Genomic DNA, 20,207 nt, shown 5'->3' with positions numbered 1-20,207 from the left:
GTTCGTAACCATCCCGCGTAATCAAAACTAGGAAGGCAGTGTATTTATATTGTTTAATTTAGGATGGGGAGCGCTTTTTGTTCTCGTAACGTATGGCTTTTTTCTTTTGTGTTACCGCTTGTTCGGTAAAAAGGGTCTTTATGCCTGGATTGGTGTGGCAACAGTCATTGCCAATATACAGGTGACCAAAACGATAGATATTATGGGTATCGTTCTAACGCTGGGTAATACGATGTATGTTAGCATGTACCTGACCAGTGATCTGCTCAATGAGAAATATGGACCGGGTGAGGCGCGCAAAGCCGTATGGTTCGGGTTCTTCACATTGATCATGACGACAGTGCTAATGCAGATGGTATTGTTCTTTGAGCCAGCATCGACGGATTTTGCACAGGATTCGATGAAAACCCTGTTTGGTCTGCTACCACGGCTAGCACTCGGAAGTCTGACAGCCTATTTCATCAGTCAGTTCCTGGACGTGCGACTGTACACTTGGCTGCGTAAGGTGGCGCCAGGGCGCAATCAGTTGTGGATACGTACCAACGGTAGCTCGATCATCAGTTCGTTTGCGGATACACTGGTATTCTGCACGATCGCTTTTGCCTTCATCTATCCATGGGACGTCTGGCTTGAAATTTTCTTGACGACGTACGTGATCAAATTTGTATTGACCGCGGTAGGAACGCCGTTTCTATATGCTGCACGAAGCTTTAAATTCAAGGATGAAGCCTAGATTCGTAGTTCATTCGTCCGGAAAATGTTGAATTCAACACAAAAGTCCCGCAAAGCCATTCATTCATGGTTTCGCGGGACTTTTGGTTATGACACCATATTTCTTCAGAAAAATGGAAACGAAAGTGATATGATCCCAAAGAGGATTAGTCTGTCAGAATTTGCAGCTCTTTTGGATAGGACGTTAGCACCTCAACGCCAGTTTCTGTCACAAGTACATCATCCTCGATACGCACACCGCCTGCGCCGGTTACATAAATGCCCGGCTCAATCGTAAATACCGTACCTTCCTCCAGAATGTCCATGTTCTGACCATGCAGTGAAGGATACTCATGCACGTCAATGCCCATTCCATGTCCAACTCTGTGCAGGAAACGTTCGCCGTATCCAGCATCTTCCGTAACCTGGCGTGCTGCACGGTCAATATCCGCACAGGTGACACCTGGCTTAACTGCCCGAATGGCAGCTTCATTTGCTGCGAGCACGGTGTTATAGATGGTTTTAAGTTCAGGTGAAATGTCACCAAAGGCAAATGTGCGCGTAATATCTGATGCATACCCACCAGCGTAGACACCCATATCAAACATCAACAGATCACCATGCTGCAATTTGCGTTCACCTGGTGTGCCGTGTGGCAAGCCTGTTTTGGGTCCTGTGAGCACCATGGTATCAAAGGAAGGGCCGTCTGCACCCAGTTTCTTCATCTGGTATTCCATTTCGGCAACCAGTTCGATTTCGGTTACACCTGTACGAACGTGAGACAGTCCTTGGCGGAGCGTCTCTTCAATCAGATGAATGGCGTGGCGAATGCGAGCGACCTCATCCGGTGTTTTTTTCACACGCAAGGTGCGAAGCAAAGGGCCGACATCTTCAAAGCTGGCAGCGCCCAGCGCGGCGGTCAACTGTTCATAACGTGCGACAGTCACGTATTCTTTTTCGAGACCTACGCGGCCCAGACGTCCTTGATAACGCTCAAATAAGGCGTAAGGATTGTCCGTATCAGTATGCGTGGCAATGTTCGAGACCGAAGAAGCGGCTGCGGCAGCTTCCTCGTCGAGTGCAGGCACGATCAACAGCGGATCTTCGCCCCGTGCAAGGACAAGCCCAAGGAAACGTTCATGCGGATTACTCGCAAAACCTGTTAAATAGTAAATATGTTTCGGATCTGTAATCAGCATGGCGTCCAATCCTTGCGTTGACAGACCAGCTTCCAGCCGGGATAAAGGAGTTTGATTCATTAGTTATATGTCCACCTTTCATTCGTTCTATCTTTCTATTATAGAAGAATGTCGGGGAAATCCAAATGGAGGCGGGGATGATGACCGAAAATTAGCTTTAACTAGCCGTTTGAGTGGCAGGTGGGGAGGGTAATACAGGGCGAAACCGCGTAGGGTTGCCTTACTTACTTACTTATTTATTTACTTACTTTAGAAATGGACAGTCCCTTGAAACTGGGATTACACGATATAACATGGACATTAGAAGGGAGATGTATTCATGAATAATCGACTAAGCGTTCCGTTATATGCTTCTTTACTCAGTATGGCTTTGCTAACTGCTTGTGCTTCGGGTGACCCGACGACAGAGTCGCAGCAAACGTCACAAGGACAGGGTACAGGTCAGGGACAGACAGCGGAAGGTGGTAATAACAGTGCTGTTGGTGGGGAAGAGGAAACAGATGAAAATGCTGTAATTCCTTATGAGGCTTCCGTGCTGGTCGACGGACTCAATGTACCTTGGGAGTTGGTAAGCGTGCCTGATGGACGGATGTTTGTAACAGAGCGACCGGGTACCATTCGGGTCATCGAGAACGGAGAGCTGGCATCTGAACCTCTGATTGAATTTTCTGCACCGTTTAATGAAGAAGGGGAAGGTGGCCTGCTTGGACTTGCTGCTGATCCGGACTTTGACAATAATGGCTATCTGTATGCATACCATTCCTATCTAAAAGGTGGTGGTGACATTGCCAATCGGTTGTTGCGTTTGAAAGTGAGTGATGGGAAGGCGACCATAGACAAGGAGCTGCTCCGTGACATTCCTGGTGGGGTGAATCACAATGGAGGAAGGATCAAGATTGGCCCGGACAATCTGCTTTATATTACGACAGGTGAACGGTACGAACCGGAGCTGGCCCAGAACGAAGATAGCTTGGGTGGCAAAATATTGCGGATTGGTCTCGACGGATCGATCCCAGAAGATAACCCTTGGCCTAATTCACCGGTGTACAGCATGGGGCATCGGAACGCACAGGGCCTGGCTTGGAACCCGGACAATGGCTATCTGTATGCCACAGAGCATGGTCAGCGTAATTTTGATGAAATTAACCGGATTGAAGCTGGTGATAATTATGGCTGGCCAGAGGTAGAGGGAGACGATGATAAGAATGGTACATATCAGGCTCCGCTTGCGCATAGTGGAGATGAAACATGGGCTCCATCAGGTGTAGCTTTTATAAAGGAAGGGCCATGGGCCGGATCACTGCTTGCTGCCAATCTGAGGGGTGAACAACTGCTTAAAATTACTCTGTCCAAAGATGGTACACAAGTAACGCAGGTAGAGCCGATTTTTAAAGACGAGTGGGGACGTATTCGCAATGTGACTTCTGGAGAAGACGGAAAGTTATACGTGCTCACGAACAACCGGGATGGCAGGGGAGCTCCACGTGATGGAGATGACCAACTGATCGTTCTGACGCCGAAACCGTAACATTACAATAGAAAAGGGGTTGTCCCGCCATGTTTATGACGTATGGACAGCCCCTTCGATTCACTATTTACGTAAATATAACTTAGTTGCAGGTACCAATTAGTCGGCGCTTTCCGCGAGTTCGGCAATGCGCCGACTCGGCTCATCGGTGTACTCGCCACCATGGTAACAAAGTACCTTCTCCAGCTTCAGGCCAAGCAGCCTTTTCAAGCTGCGAAGTGCTTCAGGCATGTCCGGTGTTGCAGGTGGAGCAGGACCCACCAATTCATCATCGACCACACGCAATTCATCGGCAGCGAGCAGGAATTGTTGCTCCCGGAAGTACAAGCAGATATGTCCGGGGGTGTGTCCTGGTGTATGAATGACCTGGATACCACCTTGTAGAGGCAACATGTCACCGTCCTCTAACACTTTGGATATTTTGAACTCAGTCCGCTGTGAGATCAATTGTTCCGCCAGCTCCGCTATAGGTTCAGGTAGCAACGCTTTGCGTTCTGGCGTGAACTTGATCATGGGCTCTTTGCCCGTGATAAACGGAATTTCATCGCTATGCGCCCAGATTTCCACTTCCGGAATAGCATTCACCAAGGCACCAAGATTACCAATGTGGTCTATATCGGAATGGGTTACAATAATGCGCTTGATATCAGACAGCTGAACGCCTTCATGCTCCAGTGCGGACTGAAGTTCGGCGAGTTGGCCAATCATGCCTGTATCCACAAGCGTAATACCATCTTCATCGCGCAACATAACAGGATAGATCGGGTTTTTACCCGCAGGTGTGACAATATGAAGATTTAGAACCGTAATTTCTATGGGTTGATTGTTCATATTTGTTTCCGGAGCGAATCCGGAGCACCTCCTTTGTCGTGTATGACCATTTGCATGTATCATGTATTCGTCAGTTCTCTGGCTGATTATATTTCAAGTGTTTTCTATACTTCTTCACCGTATCCAGGGTGGATTCAAACTCTTGCTTTGCATCGTGATTTTCTCTAATAATGGAAGCATAAGAAAAGTTGGAGTGAATAAGTTTATTTCTCAGTTGAAACACTTTGGCTATTTCTTCTTCAATTTTCTCTTCTTCCGATTTTAGGAACAGATGCTGATTTTTCAATTCAGCCTGAAGGATCTCGATATTGGATAATGAGCGGTATGCAGGAGTTTTCATCAACTGGATCGAATTAAATTTTTTTTGATACGTTTGTTGGTATAGTTGATTCAGCAGGTCTTCAATGATCGAGCATAATTCAATCGTCCATGAACTGTATTTTCGTTCTTTCCGTTTTTGGGTAAGCTCACCAATCTCTTCATCGTTCCACAGTTTATCTTTTTCATACAGGGATGAGTCTATCTTTTGCTGGAGATTATGAGCTTCCTGTTCGATGAATGCAATCTCAAGTTTCGCTTCTTTTTTCAGTTTCTTGAAGTCTTCTTTGGTTAGCATACGTATCCTCCCTATAAGACCAATATGTGATCTTTCAATTATCTCATATTGACGTCAGCAGTGCTTAAAAAACAAAAGGATGACTGTCTCAAAATATGAAGAACCTCTGGTTCAGAAGGGAAGTACCTGATGTCCATTCCAACAGCCGTTGTTACGGGAGCCAACTCAGGCATGGGTCTGGCAACCACCATTGAACTTGCAAGGCAAGGGTATCACGTGATTATGGCATGCCGCAGCGAGAAGCGCGGACAGCAGGCACTGGAGGAGGCGCTGCGTCAGTCCGGCTCTACTGCGATTGAACTGATGCTGTGTGACCTGGGGTCACTGGAGAGCATCCGCCATTTTGTTCAATCCTTCCGTGAGCGTTACGACACACTTGACGTTCTCGTTAATAATGCGGGTGTCGTCATGTTGAAGCGCCAGGAAACCTCTGACGGTTTCGAACAAGCTATCGGTATTAACCATCTTGGACATTTCCTGCTTACCTTACTCCTGATCGAACCTTTGAAGTCTGCGAAGCAGGGGCGTATAGTGAATGTTTCGTCTGGTGCCTACAAAGCCGGGAAAATCCATTTCGAAGATCCCCATCTGCACAAAAGTTACAATCCAATCAAAAGTTACGCTCAATCCAAGCTGGCTAACGTGTTGTTCACACGTGTTCTGGCCCGCAAATTAGCGGATACCCGAATCACGGTCAACTGCCTTCATCCCGGTGCGGTGGGTACAAGTATTGGCGTAGACCGCAATACCGGTTTTGGCACACGCATTATGGCTTTGGTGGGCAAACTACCGTTTTTCCTTTCACCAGAAGAAGGGGCACAAACGGCCAACTATCTCGCCACAAGCCCTGAAGTCGCCGGGGTAACCGGGCGTTACTTTTATCAACAAAAGGACCAGGAACTGAAAGCCCATGCGCTGGATGCGGCAGATGCTGAGCGTTTCTGGACATGGAGTGAAGAGCAAGTTGGACTTAGACCCGAAGAGAAATTGTAACTACTGACTGTTTTAAGCGGCAGATGCTGCTTACTTGTTTCCACATAATTAGAGGCAGCCGTTTTCCATACTAACGGGCTGCCTCTAAAGTTAAGTTCCAGCCAATCCCTAATTAAGCGCTCAGGCTTTGGCCTTCACAGCTTGCTGAATCAGCTCCATAAATGCTTCAATGCGCTGAATGCCTTGATCGCCCTGACCGTATGCACGGACAGAGGCGGATGAGGCATTTTTCTCATTTTCCCCGAGCACGAGCGAGTAAGGCACTTTTTCCATCTGAGCTTCACGGATTTTGTAGCCGAGCTTCTCACTGCGCAAGTCTGTTTCTACCCGAATACCGGCAGCCCGCAGCTGGCTCTGAACTTGAAGCGCATAATCTGCGTAATGATCTGACACTGGCAGTAGCTTCACTTGCACGGGCGCGAGCCAGAGCGGAAATGCACCTGCATAATGTTCAGTCAGGATGCCGATGAAACGATCGATTGAACCATAGATGGCACGGTGAATCACGACAGGACGGTGTTTCAGGCTATCCTCGCCAATATAAGTGAGATCGAACTTCTCGGGCATTTGAAAATCTAGTTGAATTGTTCCACACTGCCAGCTGCGCTTCAGTGCATCGAGAATGTGGAAGTCAATTTTTGGACCGTAAAAGGCACCATCACCCTCGTTAATGCGGTATTTCACACCGCGCCGATCAAGTACATTCTGCAATGCTCTTTCTGCTTGATCCCACAGCTCTTCCGATCCCATGGAATCTTCCGGACGAGTGGACAACTCAATGTTGTACTCAAATCCAAAGATGTCGTACATACGTCCGATCAATGAAATCGCCTGGTTAATCTCTTCCTCGATCTGCTCTGGCATCACATAGAGATGGGCATCATCCTGACAGAAAGTCCGCACCCGCATCATGCCGTTCAGAGCGCCTGAGAATTCATGGCGGTGGACCTGACCGAATTCCATCATACGAATCGGCAGCTCACGATAGGAATGGAGTGTATTTTTGAAAATCAGCATGTGTCCCGGGCAGTTCATAGGTTTCAGGGCAAAAGTCGCATCGTCCACTTCCGAGAAATACATATTGTCCTTGTAATGTTCCCAGTGCCCCGATTGCTCCCACAGACGGTTGTTCATCATGAGGGGAGTACGAACTTCCTGATAGCCTTCCTGCAGCTGCAATTCACGGGAGAATTGCTCCAGTTCTGTACGAACAGTCATGCCTTTGGGCAGATAGAACGGCATACCGGGTGCTTCTTCAGAGAACATGAACAGTTCAAGCTCCTTACCCAGTTTGCGGTGATCTCGTTTTTTCGCTTCTTCCAGCATGTGTAGATGTTCATCCAATTGGGCTTTGCTCGGGAAAGCAGTGCCGTAGATGCGCTGCAGCATTTTATTGTCCGAGTTGCCGCGCCAGTATGCACCTGCCACATTCAGCAGTTTGAATGCTTTGATCCGACCAGTGGACGGAAGATGAGGGCCGCGACAGAGATCGAAAAACTCTCCTTGGTCATAAATGGAAAGCTCAGCGTCCTCCGGTAAATCCTGAATAAGTTCAAGCTTATACGGGTCCTGAATCTCTCCAAAGATGCGAAGTGCTTCCTCCCGGCTAACTACCCGGCGGCTAATTTTCTCATTTTCTTTTATGATTTTGTTCATTTCTTGCTCAATGGCAGCCAAATCACTGATCGATAGAGCATGTTCCAGATCGACATCGTAATAGAATCCATCTTCAATGACAGGCCCGATGCCCAGCTTGACTTGTTCCGCACCGTAGATGCGTTTGAGAGCCTGCGCGAGTACATGAGCTGTGCTGTGTCGGTAACGATACAGACCTTCCGCGCTGTCCAAAGTAACGATGACGAGTTCACAATCTTGCTCAAGCACCCAGTCGAGATCGACATTCTTACCATTCACGATTCCGCCGATGGCTTGTTTACCTAGACTTGTGCTGATGGATGAGGCGACCGCTCCTACAGTGATGCCTGCGTTGTAAGAACGTACAGCTCCGCCTTGCAGGCGAATTTCAATCGGATGCCCGGGTTGCTGTTGGTCATTCGATTGGTTGCTGGATTGACTGTTATTATTCGGATTACTCATGTGAACCACTCTCCAATATTCAAATTTGAAGCGCAAAAAACACCCGTCCCGGAAAAGGGACGAGTGCGCTCAGCTCGTGGTTCCACCCTAATTTGGTTATGAATGCTCATGAAAACGACCAGCCGCCGCAAACAAGAACATCATAACCCTCATTGGAATCCGTTATCGGGGATCAGGCGGTGAACTCTACTGACAGCTTTGTCCGGAATTCGTGAAGAAAACCGAAAAGCTGAAGTTCGAGGTCACGGCTGCAGAGGGGTAATTCCGGTCCGTTCGCTGAAGAAGGTTTCACCAATCCCTTCTCTCTCTGGGCAGCACGCAAACGGAATCTTGTCTCTGGTCATCGCCAAATATGCAAAATCGATATCAATTGAGTTGATCTTAATATCGTTGAAGTTCATATCAATATTTTGGAACAGGTGTTATTGAGTGTCGATTATATAGATTGAAAATGAAAAGGTCAAGCGGAATGTTTTTTACCCATGTTCTGATTGTCCATCCCATATTAATCGAATGACAGTACCTTCACCAGAAGTCGATTGTACTTCAATACGACCCTTCATCGCTTCAATTAAGCCTTTTGTTACCGCCATGCCAAGGCCTGATCCGACATCGGACGTGCCTGTATCAGTCCCTCGGTAATATCGTTCAAACAGCCTCCAGACCAGTTCCGGGTCCATTCCTTGACCATCATCGGCAAAATGAACACTGAACTCCCCAGCCTGTTTACCCGGATGCACACTAACGGTCAGAGTCGATTCCACTGGATTATGCAGAAGGGCATTAGCGGTCAGGTTATCCACAATGCGTTCAAACGAAGGAATATGCACATGGCCGTATACCGGAACTTTCGCAGGGAGGAACACAATACGTCCCTCGCCATATACCGGGTTGCGTTCTGCACGCTGGACGAGATCATGCAGTAGCGTATTTACGTCAGTTTCTTCCGCAGGTGGCTGGTATCCACCGCTTCGCAATCGGTACGTCATGGCAAGATCATTCACAAGTCGGTCCATATACATGGATTTGTCCAGCATAATGCCCGCGAATTCCCTCACTTCTTCCGGGGACCAGCTATATTTCTGTGCTTCAAGCATATGGGCGTATCCCTGGATGGAGGATAGCGGTGTCTTGAGATCATGCGTTATTCCGGCGATCCATTCCTCACGCAGAGATTCGGTCTGTTTACGGAGCTCTTCATCTTGTTTCAATGTTGCGGATAATGCCTGCATGGAGCGAAGCACTTCAGCATACACGTGGTATTTCCGTTTCCACTTGCCATTTCGTCGCTGGCTGCGAGGTACGCCGCCAATGCCTTTGGGTTCTTCATAATGTCCTTGTTCCAGTCGTTGGAGCCATTGGAGCATATGCAGCATGGGGGAACCGAAACGATTAGCGTACCATAGGGCCAGCAGAATTAGCAAAATGATAACGGATAGGATCAGCACAATGAGCACAGGGGTCAAAATGAAGTTATAGGGATTTTCTTCCCCTGTAGCAGTTGGATCGACAGGTATACTGAGCATCCAGGTTGTGCCATTCTGTACATCGTAAAAGGTTGCGATCGATATTCCATATCGATTGGGATAACGAATACGCAAAGCCAGTTCCTGTATGTTGTAACTGCTAGGGACGCCCATGGCAGGTTTATTATAAGAAGCCAGCTCTTGACCGTAGGCATCCAAAATTTGCAGATAGGCACCTTTGGAACGGATGGCATCCTCTTGTTTGGGGAGAAGTATAAGCTCTCCATTGGTGTAATGACTGTCCTCACGGGCTTGATCGAGTAAGGATTTGGTCTGATTGCGTTCGCCATACAGCAAGGTGAACATCTCGCCGTTTTTCTCCCGAATCAGCATGACGATCTGGTACGGGAACGGTTTTTTTGCTTCCCAGTATGCGATCAACTCTCCAGGCTTGTATTGCTTCGGAACGTCATCCGGTGTATCAAAATCATCAATGACGTAGCCTTTTTCATCCACAACCTGAAGCCATCCCTGATTTTTCTCGACCTGCTTCAGCAGCCTGGGATCATAGCGGACCGTCCCATCGGGCATGATTTCTGCGGTATTAATCAGTTGGTCAAGACCACTAGTAGCGAAGTCATCCACCAGGCTTACTTCATTTACCTTTTGAACGACCCAATAGGTGGCTGCAGAACCCAACAGGATGATAAGGACTACTGCGCCAGCAAGCATAACGATAAATCGGGTCATTAACCTGCGACGAATACTCATGCGCGTGACACTTGGTTAGGCAAAATGAGTTTGTATCCCAGCCCCCGGACGTTGACGAGAAAGGCAGGGTTAGAGGGATCAGCTTCAATCCGCTCACGGATACGGTGAATATGAACCATAACGGTGTTGTCATCGCTGATGGCTTCCGAACCCCATACGCGTTCATACAATTCCGATTTGGTGAAAATGCGATTGGGATGCTTGCAGAAAAAGAGCAGCAGCTGATAGACAAGAGCCGGACAGTTTACCGGCTGTCCTTCAACTTGAAGCTCACCAGCGGGCGACCACTTCCAGTGGATTAAATGGTTTAACGACATAATCATCGCCGCCAACGGCGAATCCGGTTAACTTGTCATAATCCGTAGTTTTGGCAGTCAGAAAAAGAATCGGTGCATCGGTCACTTGCCGCAGAAAGGGACAGATTTCCAGTCCACTTTTGCCAGGCAGCATGATGTCCAGCACGATGCAGTGATAGGTTTTATTTTCGCAGGCGGTAATCGCCTCTTCCCCAGTGGTAACGGTGTCGATGTCTACAAATTGTTCTTTGAGCAGGACGGTTTTGAGCATATGTAAAATGGCTTGTTCATCATCAACTAGCAGTATGGAGACGTGATCCATGATGTGAAATGACCTCCTAGGGCTTCCTGTTTGTTTATTGCTAATCATACCATCCGAGAGGGCTATGTAGTGTGTGAGCTATCTTAACGGAATCTTAATTATGAAGCCATAGAAGACGCGACAGTTTAACTACATGTAAGGAAGAGTTAGACGAAGGATAAGATTCATTCTGTACACTTAACTGGAAAGTATAACGAACACCAGAGGGGATGTAGAGAATGAAGAGGTTAAAAGAAGGATTTAAAATTCTTACGGATCACTTAAATGGCGGGGAAAGTCTTCCGAAATCAGGATATGCTGCACATGAGAAATTACAGAGCAAAAAGAGCTGGAAGTTGCTTGCCATTGCCCTTGGAGCCTGCGTGATGTTGTCTGCCTGTGGTAACAGTAATTCGATTACATCCGAGCAGGCGGAACAGCAGTCCGAGGAACAGATGACAAATGCCAATGAAGCGAGTGAGAGTAAAAATCAGGAAGAGAATTCGGGTAAAGAGGTGAGCGACATCATTACACCTGAGAATTTCATCGATACGTTAATGAACGGTTCCAAGGATGCCATTTACAGTCAGATGAGTCCCGAGTTGAAGGAAGCACTAACGCTTGAACAGTTTAAAACGTCCGCGGATCAATTCCTTGAGGGAGTAACTTCCTTTGATCTAGTGGTAGATGCCAAAGTGAACCATTTAACTGAGTTCGCCTGGAAGGATCAAACAGGGACCAAAGGGATTCAAGCCTATTTTACCGAAGCTAATCAGATTGAAGGGCTATTAATCCAACCACTGGAACCCCATGTAGATACGGATCAAACGTTCACCAAAACCGAGTTTCAATTCCCTATGAAGGGGGGATGGTATGTGTTCTGGGGAGGTAATGATGTGATGTCGAACTATCATTATGAGCATGAAACACAGCGCTATGCGCTAGATATTATTCGCACCAAAGAAGCTTCCAGTTACAACGGAGATGCGAAAGTGAACGAAAACTACTACGCTTTTGGTGAACCGCTCTATGCAGCAGCAGATGGAACCGTAGTCGATATCAAGAATGATATTCCAGATAACATACCAGGTGTTATGAACCCGGAAGAACCAGCGGGTAATAATGTGGTCATTGACCATGGAAACGGAGAATACAGCATCACCGGACACATTAAGAAAGGCAGTGTGGCCGTCAAAAAAGGGGACAAAGTCAAGCAGGGAGACCTCATTGGAGAGCTGGGTAACTCAGGTAATTCCAGTGAAGCTCATCTGCACTTCCAGGTATCGGACGGCCCGGATCTATTCACTTCCCGTTCTGTTAACATTCGTTGGGCGGATCAGAGCCAGCAGTTAACCCGGGGTAACACGATTCAAGGGTTGTCTGAGTAAATATGGAATTGAGCTGAATGTTGGGGGATGACGTCGACTTCCTTCCTCCGTTATAATACCGTCATAAGATAGAATCGATCTGGATGATGGAGGAGTAGACATGAAGCTGGATAGTGTACAGATTGAGTATGCGCGTCGTGAGGACCTGCCTAGGATTGTGGAGATCTATAATTCTACGATTGAGAGCCGGATGGTAACGGCGGATTTGGAGCCGGTGACCGTGGAGCAACGTATTCCGTGGTTTGAGGAGCATTCATCGGATCATCGCCCTCTTTGGGTGATGAGATATGAGGGACAGGTTGTAGCCTGGGCTAGCCTGAGTTCGTTTTATGGACGCCCTGCGTACAATGGGACGGTGGAAGTCAGTGTGTATGTGGATCAGCAGTGCCGGGGAATTGGGGCTGGCGGACGTTTGCTGAACACCATTTTTGACGCTTGTCCTGCGCTTGGAATCAAGACGATTCTGGGCTTTGTGTTTGGACATAATGAACCGAGTCTGGGATTATTGCGCAAGCATGGCTTTGTGCAGTGGGGCTATTACCCTGAAGTGGCTGTGCTGGATGGCGTCAACCGGGATTTGGCGATTTTGGGCAAAAAAATATAAACATGTTTCACAATAAATGAAAACCTCCAAATCCACATGCGTGGATTGGAGGTTATTTTTGCTTACATCGAGTAAATAGGGGATGACTTAGGTGTGCGACACGCCAAGCCTTTGTTTAATATCCTGAATCTGTGCCAGATGACGCTCTTCATGATAGCTTGCAAAATCGACCCATTGAGCCAGATCCATCTCACCGAAAACCGGGTGAAGAAAGGACTTGCTTCGCAGCAGTTCAGACTCATGATCTTGTGCAACGTGCATCAGTGCTTGATGTGAGTCTTCCAGGTCGTGTCGTACATTCGCCAGCGTTTCTGGTTCCGCAGGAGGCTGGAGATGAGACGGGGCGCTGACAGAGTGGCTGCGATCGAGTGTAAGCTCATATGGTTTTTTGTCCACAGCAACGGTCTGTTCATTCTTTAGAGCGGCTTGGGCTTGCTTCACAATGATGTTTTCCATCATATTCAGGTGACGGAGAACTTGCATAATACTCCAGTGAGTTGGTGTGGGTTGGAGGTTCAATTGCTCTTCATTGAGTCCAGAGACGGCTTCCCAGATTTGGCTCCGAATGTCGTCATTACGAGTGAACATCGTGCGATCCTCTCCTTTAAATGAGTTCTATGATGTAAGCTTTTGTAAGTGCGGTGCCTAAAATGTGGATGCTTAATATACATCATAGAGGATTTGAAAGGCGAGTGCGAAGAGGTGTTTAATTTACTTTGTTAGTTGAAGTTATGTAGATGAAAATGAAGCTGTTTTTATAAACGGGTCATATCAAATTATACCATCGCCAAAAAAAAAGAATTGACGCTAAGTAGTGCTGGACTCTATAATCGATAACAAGTAACTTGATATGTAAGGAGTCCTGACATGGTATGTTAGTAATTGACGAGGTGTATCACCATACAGCATTGCAAATATCATCGTCCGATTTATTGTACCTTATCCAACAGCTCAAGGTCAAAAAAGAAAATGAGATCGAAACGCTTAAACATAAAATTGAACAATTTGAACAAAAAAAACGTGCGGAAGAAGTGGCTTATCAATCCTTGTCGACTGTACGCAAATGGTTCGCAGGCCGCCCTGCATCCCATCACCAGGCGGTGGAATATATGGTCCAGGTGAAGGAACGTTTTCGCAAAATGGAACAAATCCGGCGGCGGATACGAGAACTGGACCGCATTGCTGAACGAATCAAGCATCTGGACAGCATCGAACGGGACGAAATCGAGCTTACGCCCGAAACGATCCGGGAGATTAGACAGCTTAGGGAAACGGAGGATGTATAAGCATGACTTTGGAGACGTTAAGCTCCGGGATTGATACGGTCTGGGTCGTATTGAGTGCAGCCATGATCTTGTTGATGGAGGGCGGATTCGCCCTTCTGGAGGCTGGCTTTGTACGTTATAAAAATAGTGTAAATATTATTATGAAGGTTTTCGCTGACATTACCATTGGAACGTTGCTTTTCTATGCCATCGGATTTGGCTTGATGTATGGCTCTGATGCTGGAGGTTTTGTAGGCATAACCGGATTTTTCCTCAATGGAGACTTGTCTCACCTGGACGTACCCGTATCATTGGAAACATTCTGGCTGTTCCAGGCTGCGTTCACGATTGCTGTCATTTCCATCGTATCGGGTGCTGTGGCTGAGCGGATTAACTTTCGTGCCTATCTGCTGTACATCATATTGATGACGGCCATTATTTATCCGATTGGTGGACATTGGGCATGGGGCGGCGGTTGGCTCAGCAAGCTGGGGATGCAGGATTTCGCCGGTTCCGCAGTCATTCACGCGTTGGGCGGGTTCTCTGCACTGGCCGCAGCGATTATTATTGGGCCACGTAAAGGCAAATATACGCCGCATGGTGTAAGTGCCATTGCGCTCCCAAGTAATCTGCCGCTGGCATCTGTAGGTGCATTCCTGCTGTGGTTCGGTTGGTTTGGCTTCAATGCAGGAAGTACGCTCAGTGCAACTGATGTCAGGATCGGTCACATTGCCATCGTTACGATGTTATCTGCTGCTTCAGGCGGTGCGGTTACACTGCTCTACACCTTGTTCCGATTCAATCGTTCAGATGCACCATCGGTCATTAATGGCTCGTTGGCCGGTCTAGTCGGTATTACGGCAGGGTGTGCCTTTGTCGGTGATGTGGCTGCGATATTTATCGGAGCGGTATCCGGATTGCTCATGATGGCTGCAACGAGTTGGTTAGACCGCAGGCAGATTGATGATCCTGTGGGTGCGTTCCCTGTTCATGCTGTATCCGGGATGTGGGGTACGATTGCCGTGGGTTTGTTTGCAACCGATGGTGGTTTGTTCATGGGAGGTGGCTGGAGGCTGCTGGGTGTTCAGGCGCTTGGCCTCACGGCTTTGGTCGTCTGGGGATTTGTCATGACCTGGATTGGTCTGAAACTGATTGGCAAGATCGTTCCTGTCCGTTCCACGGAAGAAGAGGAAGAATTAGGTCTGGATATTAGTTATCATGGTGTAATGGCTGCACACCAGTCGCATGAATTTCTGGATGGCGAGGAGCATATTCGTGCTTTCCAGAATGATTCACCGAATCGGGATCGTTAAGAATGAACCTAATGGATAATAAGGAAGGAGGCTGACACCGGATGTCAGTCTCTTTTTTCGCTAGAAGCAGGGAAAGAAGCGTCAGCGGAAGAATATACAGGTGTGAACCTGAATATGTCTCACCATAGATGTATTGTCAGAAGGGGAGGATCTGTATGATTAAACCTGAACAATGTGAACGTCTGACCAGAAAAGCCCGGAAAACTCTTGAAGAATATGGGTTGGGTAATGCTGCCGATCTGCTGTTATCTTCAAGCCGTTGGGGAATTCGCCTTGATGTATCGACAATCGATGAGTATCGCAGAACAGGAAATTCACGTGTAGGTGGAAATCCGGATCTGCCGAGTAACATGAAATGGCCTTTGACACAGGATGGGGTGCCCATGACATTCCTGGCCCAGTTGAATCTCGTGGATTTGACGCCATATACGCCAAATGATGGGCGCGGGAGTTTGCCCGAACGGGGCATGTTATACTTTTTCATTGGTGTGGATGAACCTGCTTATCATATTGAGCATCGTGTGATTTACGAGCCGGACGCTCACAATCTGACAAGGCGAGAGCCTGATGGCGAAACCGCATTGGGCGAGGACGATTTTGTAGCACATTCGGTAACAGTGCTGCCTAATCTCGAGTTTCCTACATACGCATACATTGATTCTCTGGCTCTAAATGCAATCGCCGCCCCGCTGTCTGGTGGAACGGTTGCTGTCGAAGGGGAGGAAGGTCTGTATGACCGATACCTCGAATTTGAGTCCAGCTGGAATCATCCGAGTACGCAGAACTGGGGTGGCATGTTTGGATACCCGGACGGTCAGCATCCGGATGCAGAACATCAGGCGCTGTTACAGATCGTGCTAGATGAAGAGTACGCTTATGACGAGCAGGCGTGTGAGAAGAAGCTGACTGCTCATTATGGCGGGGATGAGAAACGCACACAACAAGAGCTTGCGGATACCTTACTTCTATTAAAAATTGATACGCATGACGCTATCGGTTTTCAATGGTGGGATTGTGGGGAGCTGCAATTTTTCATTCGCAAGGCTGACTTGCTCGCAGGACGATTCGATCAAACGTATTGTTCGTTATATTCAAGTTGAGTTCGTGTTTGTTATCATCGGAGCAACAAAATGTCCCAATTTCCGTCTATATGAGGGAGGAGGGACTTTTTTTGTTCATCATTGTTGGTTTTCGAGCAAAGCTGGTTTATATATAAAGGGGGAATTTATAGTTGATTGGCGATCATATGTTCTGTATAATGGAATAAAAAGGGAGTGTTTCTGTTGATTCAGTCTGCATTTAAACATATTGATGTGGCAGTGACATCATTAATCAATTTATGTGACCAACTGTCGGAGCAGGACTTGGCTTTGACTCCGATTGAAGGCAAACGGCCGGTTGGAGAATTGCTTTCTCATCTATCCGTCATTTGTCGTGCAGATGTACATATTTCGGAGGGAGCTTCCGAAGAAGAAATGGCTTTGTTTTACGAGGAAAATCAGCCGAATTCACTGAGTGAGATCAGGGAAGCGCTGATTGCGAATCAGATGTACCTCTATCATCGATACAGACAGTTTAATACGGAGGAATTATTACAGGTGACTGACTCCTATTGGGGAGCTTCGTACAGTCGTCTGGAGTGGCTGCTTGAGATCATGGGACATGTGTATCACCACAGGGGTCAACTGCATACGATGCTGACACTAACTGGTATAGAGCCCAAAGTAGCGTTGTTTGAATAGATAGATCCAGGTCCATAATGTGAGGTTCTGCCTGAATACAGAGCAGATTTAATAGAATACATAGAGCATGTTATCCGTAACAAGCAACGGTTAAGCAAGGATTAGATCGACGATACTATACGTTAATAATAGAGATTGCCGGATCAGCTACAATTAACGAAAACCAACGTTTAAAAATGCCACATAGTCAATAGAAACTAAAATAGTAAGTTCGGAAAATCTTCTATTAGGGGTGTGTAAAATGAGTTTAAAAGAAAAGTTGATATTAGTAAAAGAGAATGACTACCAAACACCTCTCGATACATTCCAGTTGATACAAGAAATGATGGTTAATATCGGTTCTTTGGATGCCCAACTACGTGATGACCTCATTTATACAACCTTATCAAATTGGATTCCTGATAATACCTTAACAGTAAACGAACTAGAACAACTTCTATCCGTTGTTTTGGATAATAAGCATTTGCTTTTTAGGCTTGGTGAAACGAATACAGACTCTGTCTTTACTCGATCGTTCTCTATGCTAGTTATACCGCTCCTCTTCATGAGGCATAAAGAATCACCATTTCTCTCGAAAGAGCATATTCATCAGATAAAAGAGATCGTGTTTTACAATGTACATAAAGAGCGAGATTACCGCGGGTATGACGAAGAAAAAGGCTGGGCTCATGCCATAGCCCATGCAGCAGATGCTTTAGACGAATTGGCCCAATGTTCCGAGTTGGATAAAAATGATCTCTTAACCATTCTCGATTTGGTTTACGAAAAGATGACCATCACTGATCGAGTTTACTCCGACGGGGAAGATGAAAGAATGGTAAAATCCATAATTAGTGTTTTAAATAGAAAAATACTTAGTCAGACTTATGTAGAGCAATGGATTCAACGTTTTGGTGATGTGGAGAAAAATCCAGAATTCCTTCCTGCCTTTAGGCAAAAAAATAATATAAAGAACTTTTTGAAAAGTTTATACTTTCGAATTAAATTTCACAAAGTCGATGCTGATCTCTGCCCAACAATCGAGCATACTTTATATAAAATAGAAAAAGTATATTATTCCTAAAATCCAACGTTTTTGCTTCTTTCCTAGGGCGATGATTTTCGCAGATCCATTTCCTAGTGGTATACTTTGATCAAGTAATGATTCATGGAATGGAAAGGAATAATGCCGTGGCACAGCCAGCAACCATTCTGCTTGTGGATGATGAGCAGGATATTATTAAACTGATGGAGATTTATTTTGGCAATGAAGGATACCGGGTTCTGACAGCCAGTGATGGGATCGAGGCGCTTGAGCAACTGAAAAAAGAGCCAATTGATCTGATCATTCTGGATGTCATGATGCCGAATATGGACGGAATTGAAGCATGTATGAAAATTAGGGAAGAGCAGAAAATGCCGATCATTATGCTGTCAGCCAAAAGCATGGATATGGATAAAATTACAGGGCTGAGCATCGGCGCTGATGATTATGTGACCAAGCCGTTTAACCCGCTTGAACTTGTGGCACGGGCAAAGTCACAGCTTCGCAGGTACCATACCTTCAATGAAGGCCGTGAGAACAAGGAGCATGAATGGGTGATTGACGATCTGGTCATCAACACGGATACGCATGAGGTCTGGCTGGATGAGCAGCCTGTTCGCTTGACTCCCCGTGAATTTGCTGTTCTGGAGCTGCTGGCGCGCCATCAAGGCTCTGTGTTGAGTATGGAGCAGATCTACAGGCAGGTCTGGAAAGAAGAGTTTATGGAGTCCAACAATACCGTTATGGTGCATATCCGCAAGATTCGTGAGAAAATCGAACTCGACAGCAAACATCCCAAGTTCATACAGACGGTATGGGGTGTTGGTTATAAGATGATCAAATCACAATAAGCACGTGCGTCTATAAGGTTAATTGGATACAGAGCATGAGCAAGGAGTTCCGAGATGAATTCAAAATTAATTAACACAGTCCGGTGGAAATTTATCTACGCATTTCTGCTGAGTGGCATTTTGACGGGGGCTATTTTGTATGGGGGCAGCAAAGTCGTACACTCCATTCTGGCGGCTCAGACTTATCCTAATTATTCGATCCCTGCAAGGGGCATCAGGTGGCTGGTGAACCATATTGGGTCGGTGCCATTAATGATTATGGTTGGCATACTTGGCTTTGTGCTGTTCTTTTTCCTGTTCACGCGCAGGGTGATGCTGGTTCTGGATGAGATTACGGCAGGAATTCAGGAAGTTGCCAAAGGAGAGCTGTCTCATCGGATCGATGTGAAGACATCGGATGAATTTGGCGTTGTGGCTGCCAGTATTAATCAGATGGCTGAACAATTGCAGCTGTCATTGCAAGAGGAGCGTAGTGCAGTTGCTGCCAAAAATGACTTAATTACGGGTATTTCTCATGATTTGAGGACTCCGCTGACCTCCATTCTCGGATTTTTGGAGTACATAGAGAAGGATCGATATCAGGATGAAATTGAGATGCGGTATTACGTGAGCATTGCGTACGAGAAGTCCTTAACATTAAGGAAGCTAATCGACGATTTGTTCGAATATACCCGTGTCAGTGGTGGGAGCCTTCCTTTGTCATTGACTTCTTTGAACCTGAATCCGTTTCTGATGCAGCTCGCTGAAGAGTTCTCTCCGATGCTGGAAGAAGCAGGCATGACATACAAGATCATTGGTGGACAAGAACCTTTATGGATTCAGGCCGCTCCTGGAGAGCTTGTTCGTGCGTATGAGAACCTGTTCAGCAACGCAATCCGTTATGGAGCACAGGGTAAAGTGATGGAGATTGCGTTGTCTCTTGAAGGTGAAGAAGCTGTGGTGAGCATTAGCAATTATGGTGAACCGATTCCGGCGCAGGATTTGCCGCATTTATTCGATCGATTCTACCGTGTGGACAAGTCCCGCTCGCGTGATACGGGCGGCACCGGACTGGGGCTGGCTATTGCCAAATCCATGATTGAATTACATAAAGGAACTATCGCTGCCTACAGTGATCAGGGCCGAACCGATTTTGTTACGCGTTTTCCGGTGACTGCTCCTCCGATGAACAGAGATGCAGAGGAACGGTAACCGGGCAGAATTTTCGTCTA

At 46.8% G+C, this 20,207-nt stretch carries 18 protein-coding genes and 1 pseudogene; 12 read left to right on the top strand and 7 right to left on the bottom strand.

Annotated features, from left to right (window positions below):
* Positions 1-49 precede the first annotated feature (49 nt).
* Positions 50-733, top strand: a complete 684-nt coding sequence (locus tag CS562_RS09525) for a queuosine precursor transporter (protein ID WP_076291758.1) — start codon at positions 50-52, stop codon at positions 731-733.
* Between the two features lie 145 nt (positions 734-878).
* On the opposite strand, the gene CS562_RS09520 is transcribed toward CS562_RS09525, so the two are convergent.
* Entirely contained in the window at positions 879-1,970 is a 1,092-nt protein-coding gene (locus CS562_RS09520) for a M24 family metallopeptidase (RefSeq protein WP_099855236.1), read from the bottom strand.
* A gap of 259 nt (positions 1,971-2,229) precedes the next feature.
* Here CS562_RS09520 and CS562_RS09515 point away from each other — a divergent pair, with 259 nt between their 5' ends.
* Entirely contained in the window at positions 2,230-3,438 is a 1,209-nt protein-coding gene (locus CS562_RS09515) for a PQQ-dependent sugar dehydrogenase (protein ID WP_099855234.1), read from the top strand.
* A 99-nt stretch (positions 3,439-3,537) separates the two neighbouring features.
* Here CS562_RS09515 and CS562_RS09510 read toward each other — a convergent pair whose 3' ends face one another.
* Together CS562_RS09510 and CS562_RS09505 are read right to left on the bottom strand one after the other, a co-directional pair.
* Positions 3,538-4,269 (bottom strand): MBL fold metallo-hydrolase, encoded by a 732-nt coding sequence (locus CS562_RS09510; RefSeq protein WP_099855232.1) that lies wholly within the window; start codon positions 4,267-4,269, stop codon positions 3,538-3,540.
* 70 nt (positions 4,270-4,339) lie between these two features.
* The gene (locus CS562_RS09505; protein WP_099855230.1) at positions 4,340-4,885 is read right to left on the bottom strand and encodes a hypothetical protein; all 546 of its coding nucleotides are present in this window, start codon (positions 4,883-4,885) and stop codon (positions 4,340-4,342) included.
* Between the two features lie 129 nt (positions 4,886-5,014).
* Here CS562_RS09505 and CS562_RS09500 point away from each other — a divergent pair, with 129 nt between their 5' ends.
* Positions 5,015-5,878, top strand: coding sequence for an SDR family oxidoreductase (locus CS562_RS09500; RefSeq protein WP_099855228.1), 864 nt, complete (start codon positions 5,015-5,017; stop codon positions 5,876-5,878).
* Between the two features lie 120 nt (positions 5,879-5,998).
* Here CS562_RS09500 and thrS read toward each other — a convergent pair whose 3' ends face one another.
* The 3 genes and pseudogenes from thrS to CS562_RS09485 form a co-directional block, all read right to left on the bottom strand.
* A complete protein-coding gene (gene thrS, locus CS562_RS09495; RefSeq protein ID WP_257219436.1) occupies positions 5,999-7,975 on the bottom strand; it encodes a threonine--tRNA ligase in 1,977 nt (658 codons plus the stop codon).
* Between the two features lie 476 nt (positions 7,976-8,451).
* Entirely contained in the window at positions 8,452-10,212 is a 1,761-nt protein-coding gene (locus CS562_RS09490) for a sensor histidine kinase (RefSeq protein WP_099855226.1), read from the bottom strand.
* Positions 10,209-10,830, bottom strand: a pseudogene (locus CS562_RS09485) (response regulator transcription factor). Before CS562_RS09485 ends, CS562_RS09490 begins: the two are co-directional and overlap by 4 nt.
* Before the next feature lie 218 nt (positions 10,831-11,048).
* On the opposite strand from CS562_RS09485, the gene CS562_RS09480 reads away from it, so the two are divergent.
* Complete coding sequence (locus CS562_RS09480) at positions 11,049-12,197, top strand: M23 family metallopeptidase (protein WP_257219435.1); 1,149 nt, start codon at positions 11,049-11,051, stop codon at positions 12,195-12,197.
* Between the two features lie 100 nt (positions 12,198-12,297).
* Positions 12,298-12,801, top strand: coding sequence for a GNAT family N-acetyltransferase (locus CS562_RS09475; protein WP_099855224.1), 504 nt, complete (start codon positions 12,298-12,300; stop codon positions 12,799-12,801).
* A gap of 87 nt (positions 12,802-12,888) precedes the next feature.
* Here the strand turns inward: CS562_RS09475 and CS562_RS09470 are convergent, their stop codons facing one another.
* Positions 12,889-13,389, bottom strand: a complete 501-nt coding sequence (locus CS562_RS09470; protein WP_076291767.1) for a DinB family protein — start codon at positions 13,387-13,389, stop codon at positions 12,889-12,891.
* A 284-nt stretch (positions 13,390-13,673) separates the two neighbouring features.
* Here CS562_RS09470 and CS562_RS09465 point away from each other — a divergent pair, with 284 nt between their 5' ends.
* From CS562_RS09465 to CS562_RS09435, 7 genes are all read left to right on the top strand, one after another.
* The gene (locus CS562_RS09465) at positions 13,674-14,087 is read left to right on the top strand and encodes a hypothetical protein (RefSeq protein ID WP_099855222.1); all 414 of its coding nucleotides are present in this window, start codon (positions 13,674-13,676) and stop codon (positions 14,085-14,087) included.
* 2 nt (positions 14,088-14,089) lie between these two features.
* The gene (locus tag CS562_RS09460) at positions 14,090-15,379 is read left to right on the top strand and encodes an ammonium transporter (protein WP_099855220.1); all 1,290 of its coding nucleotides are present in this window, start codon (positions 14,090-14,092) and stop codon (positions 15,377-15,379) included.
* Positions 15,380-15,534: 155 nt separating this feature from the next.
* On the top strand, positions 15,535-16,479 hold the full coding sequence (locus tag CS562_RS09455) for a DUF1963 domain-containing protein (RefSeq protein ID WP_180287083.1): 945 nt from the start codon (positions 15,535-15,537) through the stop codon (positions 16,477-16,479).
* 183 nt (positions 16,480-16,662) lie between these two features.
* A complete protein-coding gene (locus CS562_RS09450) occupies positions 16,663-17,121 on the top strand; it encodes a DinB family protein (RefSeq protein ID WP_099855216.1) in 459 nt (152 codons plus the stop codon).
* Between the two features lie 241 nt (positions 17,122-17,362).
* Positions 17,363-18,184, top strand: a complete 822-nt coding sequence (locus tag CS562_RS09445; protein ID WP_063564357.1) for a DUF2785 domain-containing protein — start codon at positions 17,363-17,365, stop codon at positions 18,182-18,184.
* Between the two features lie 89 nt (positions 18,185-18,273).
* The gene (locus CS562_RS09440; protein WP_373561703.1) at positions 18,274-18,996 is read left to right on the top strand and encodes a response regulator transcription factor; all 723 of its coding nucleotides are present in this window, start codon (positions 18,274-18,276) and stop codon (positions 18,994-18,996) included.
* 54 nt (positions 18,997-19,050) lie between these two features.
* Positions 19,051-20,187: a sensor histidine kinase gene (locus CS562_RS09435; protein ID WP_099855214.1), complete on the top strand. Its 1,137-nt coding sequence runs from the start codon at positions 19,051-19,053 to the stop codon at positions 20,185-20,187.
* Positions 20,188-20,207 lie beyond the last annotated feature (20 nt).

This window comes from Paenibacillus sp. LK1 (genome assembly GCF_002750415.1).
GTDB classification, from domain to species: Bacteria; Bacillota; Bacilli; order Paenibacillales; family Paenibacillaceae; genus Paenibacillus; species Paenibacillus taichungensis.
Note: the sequence above shows the minus strand (reverse complement) of the source record. Positions and strands in the feature narration are given on the sequence as shown.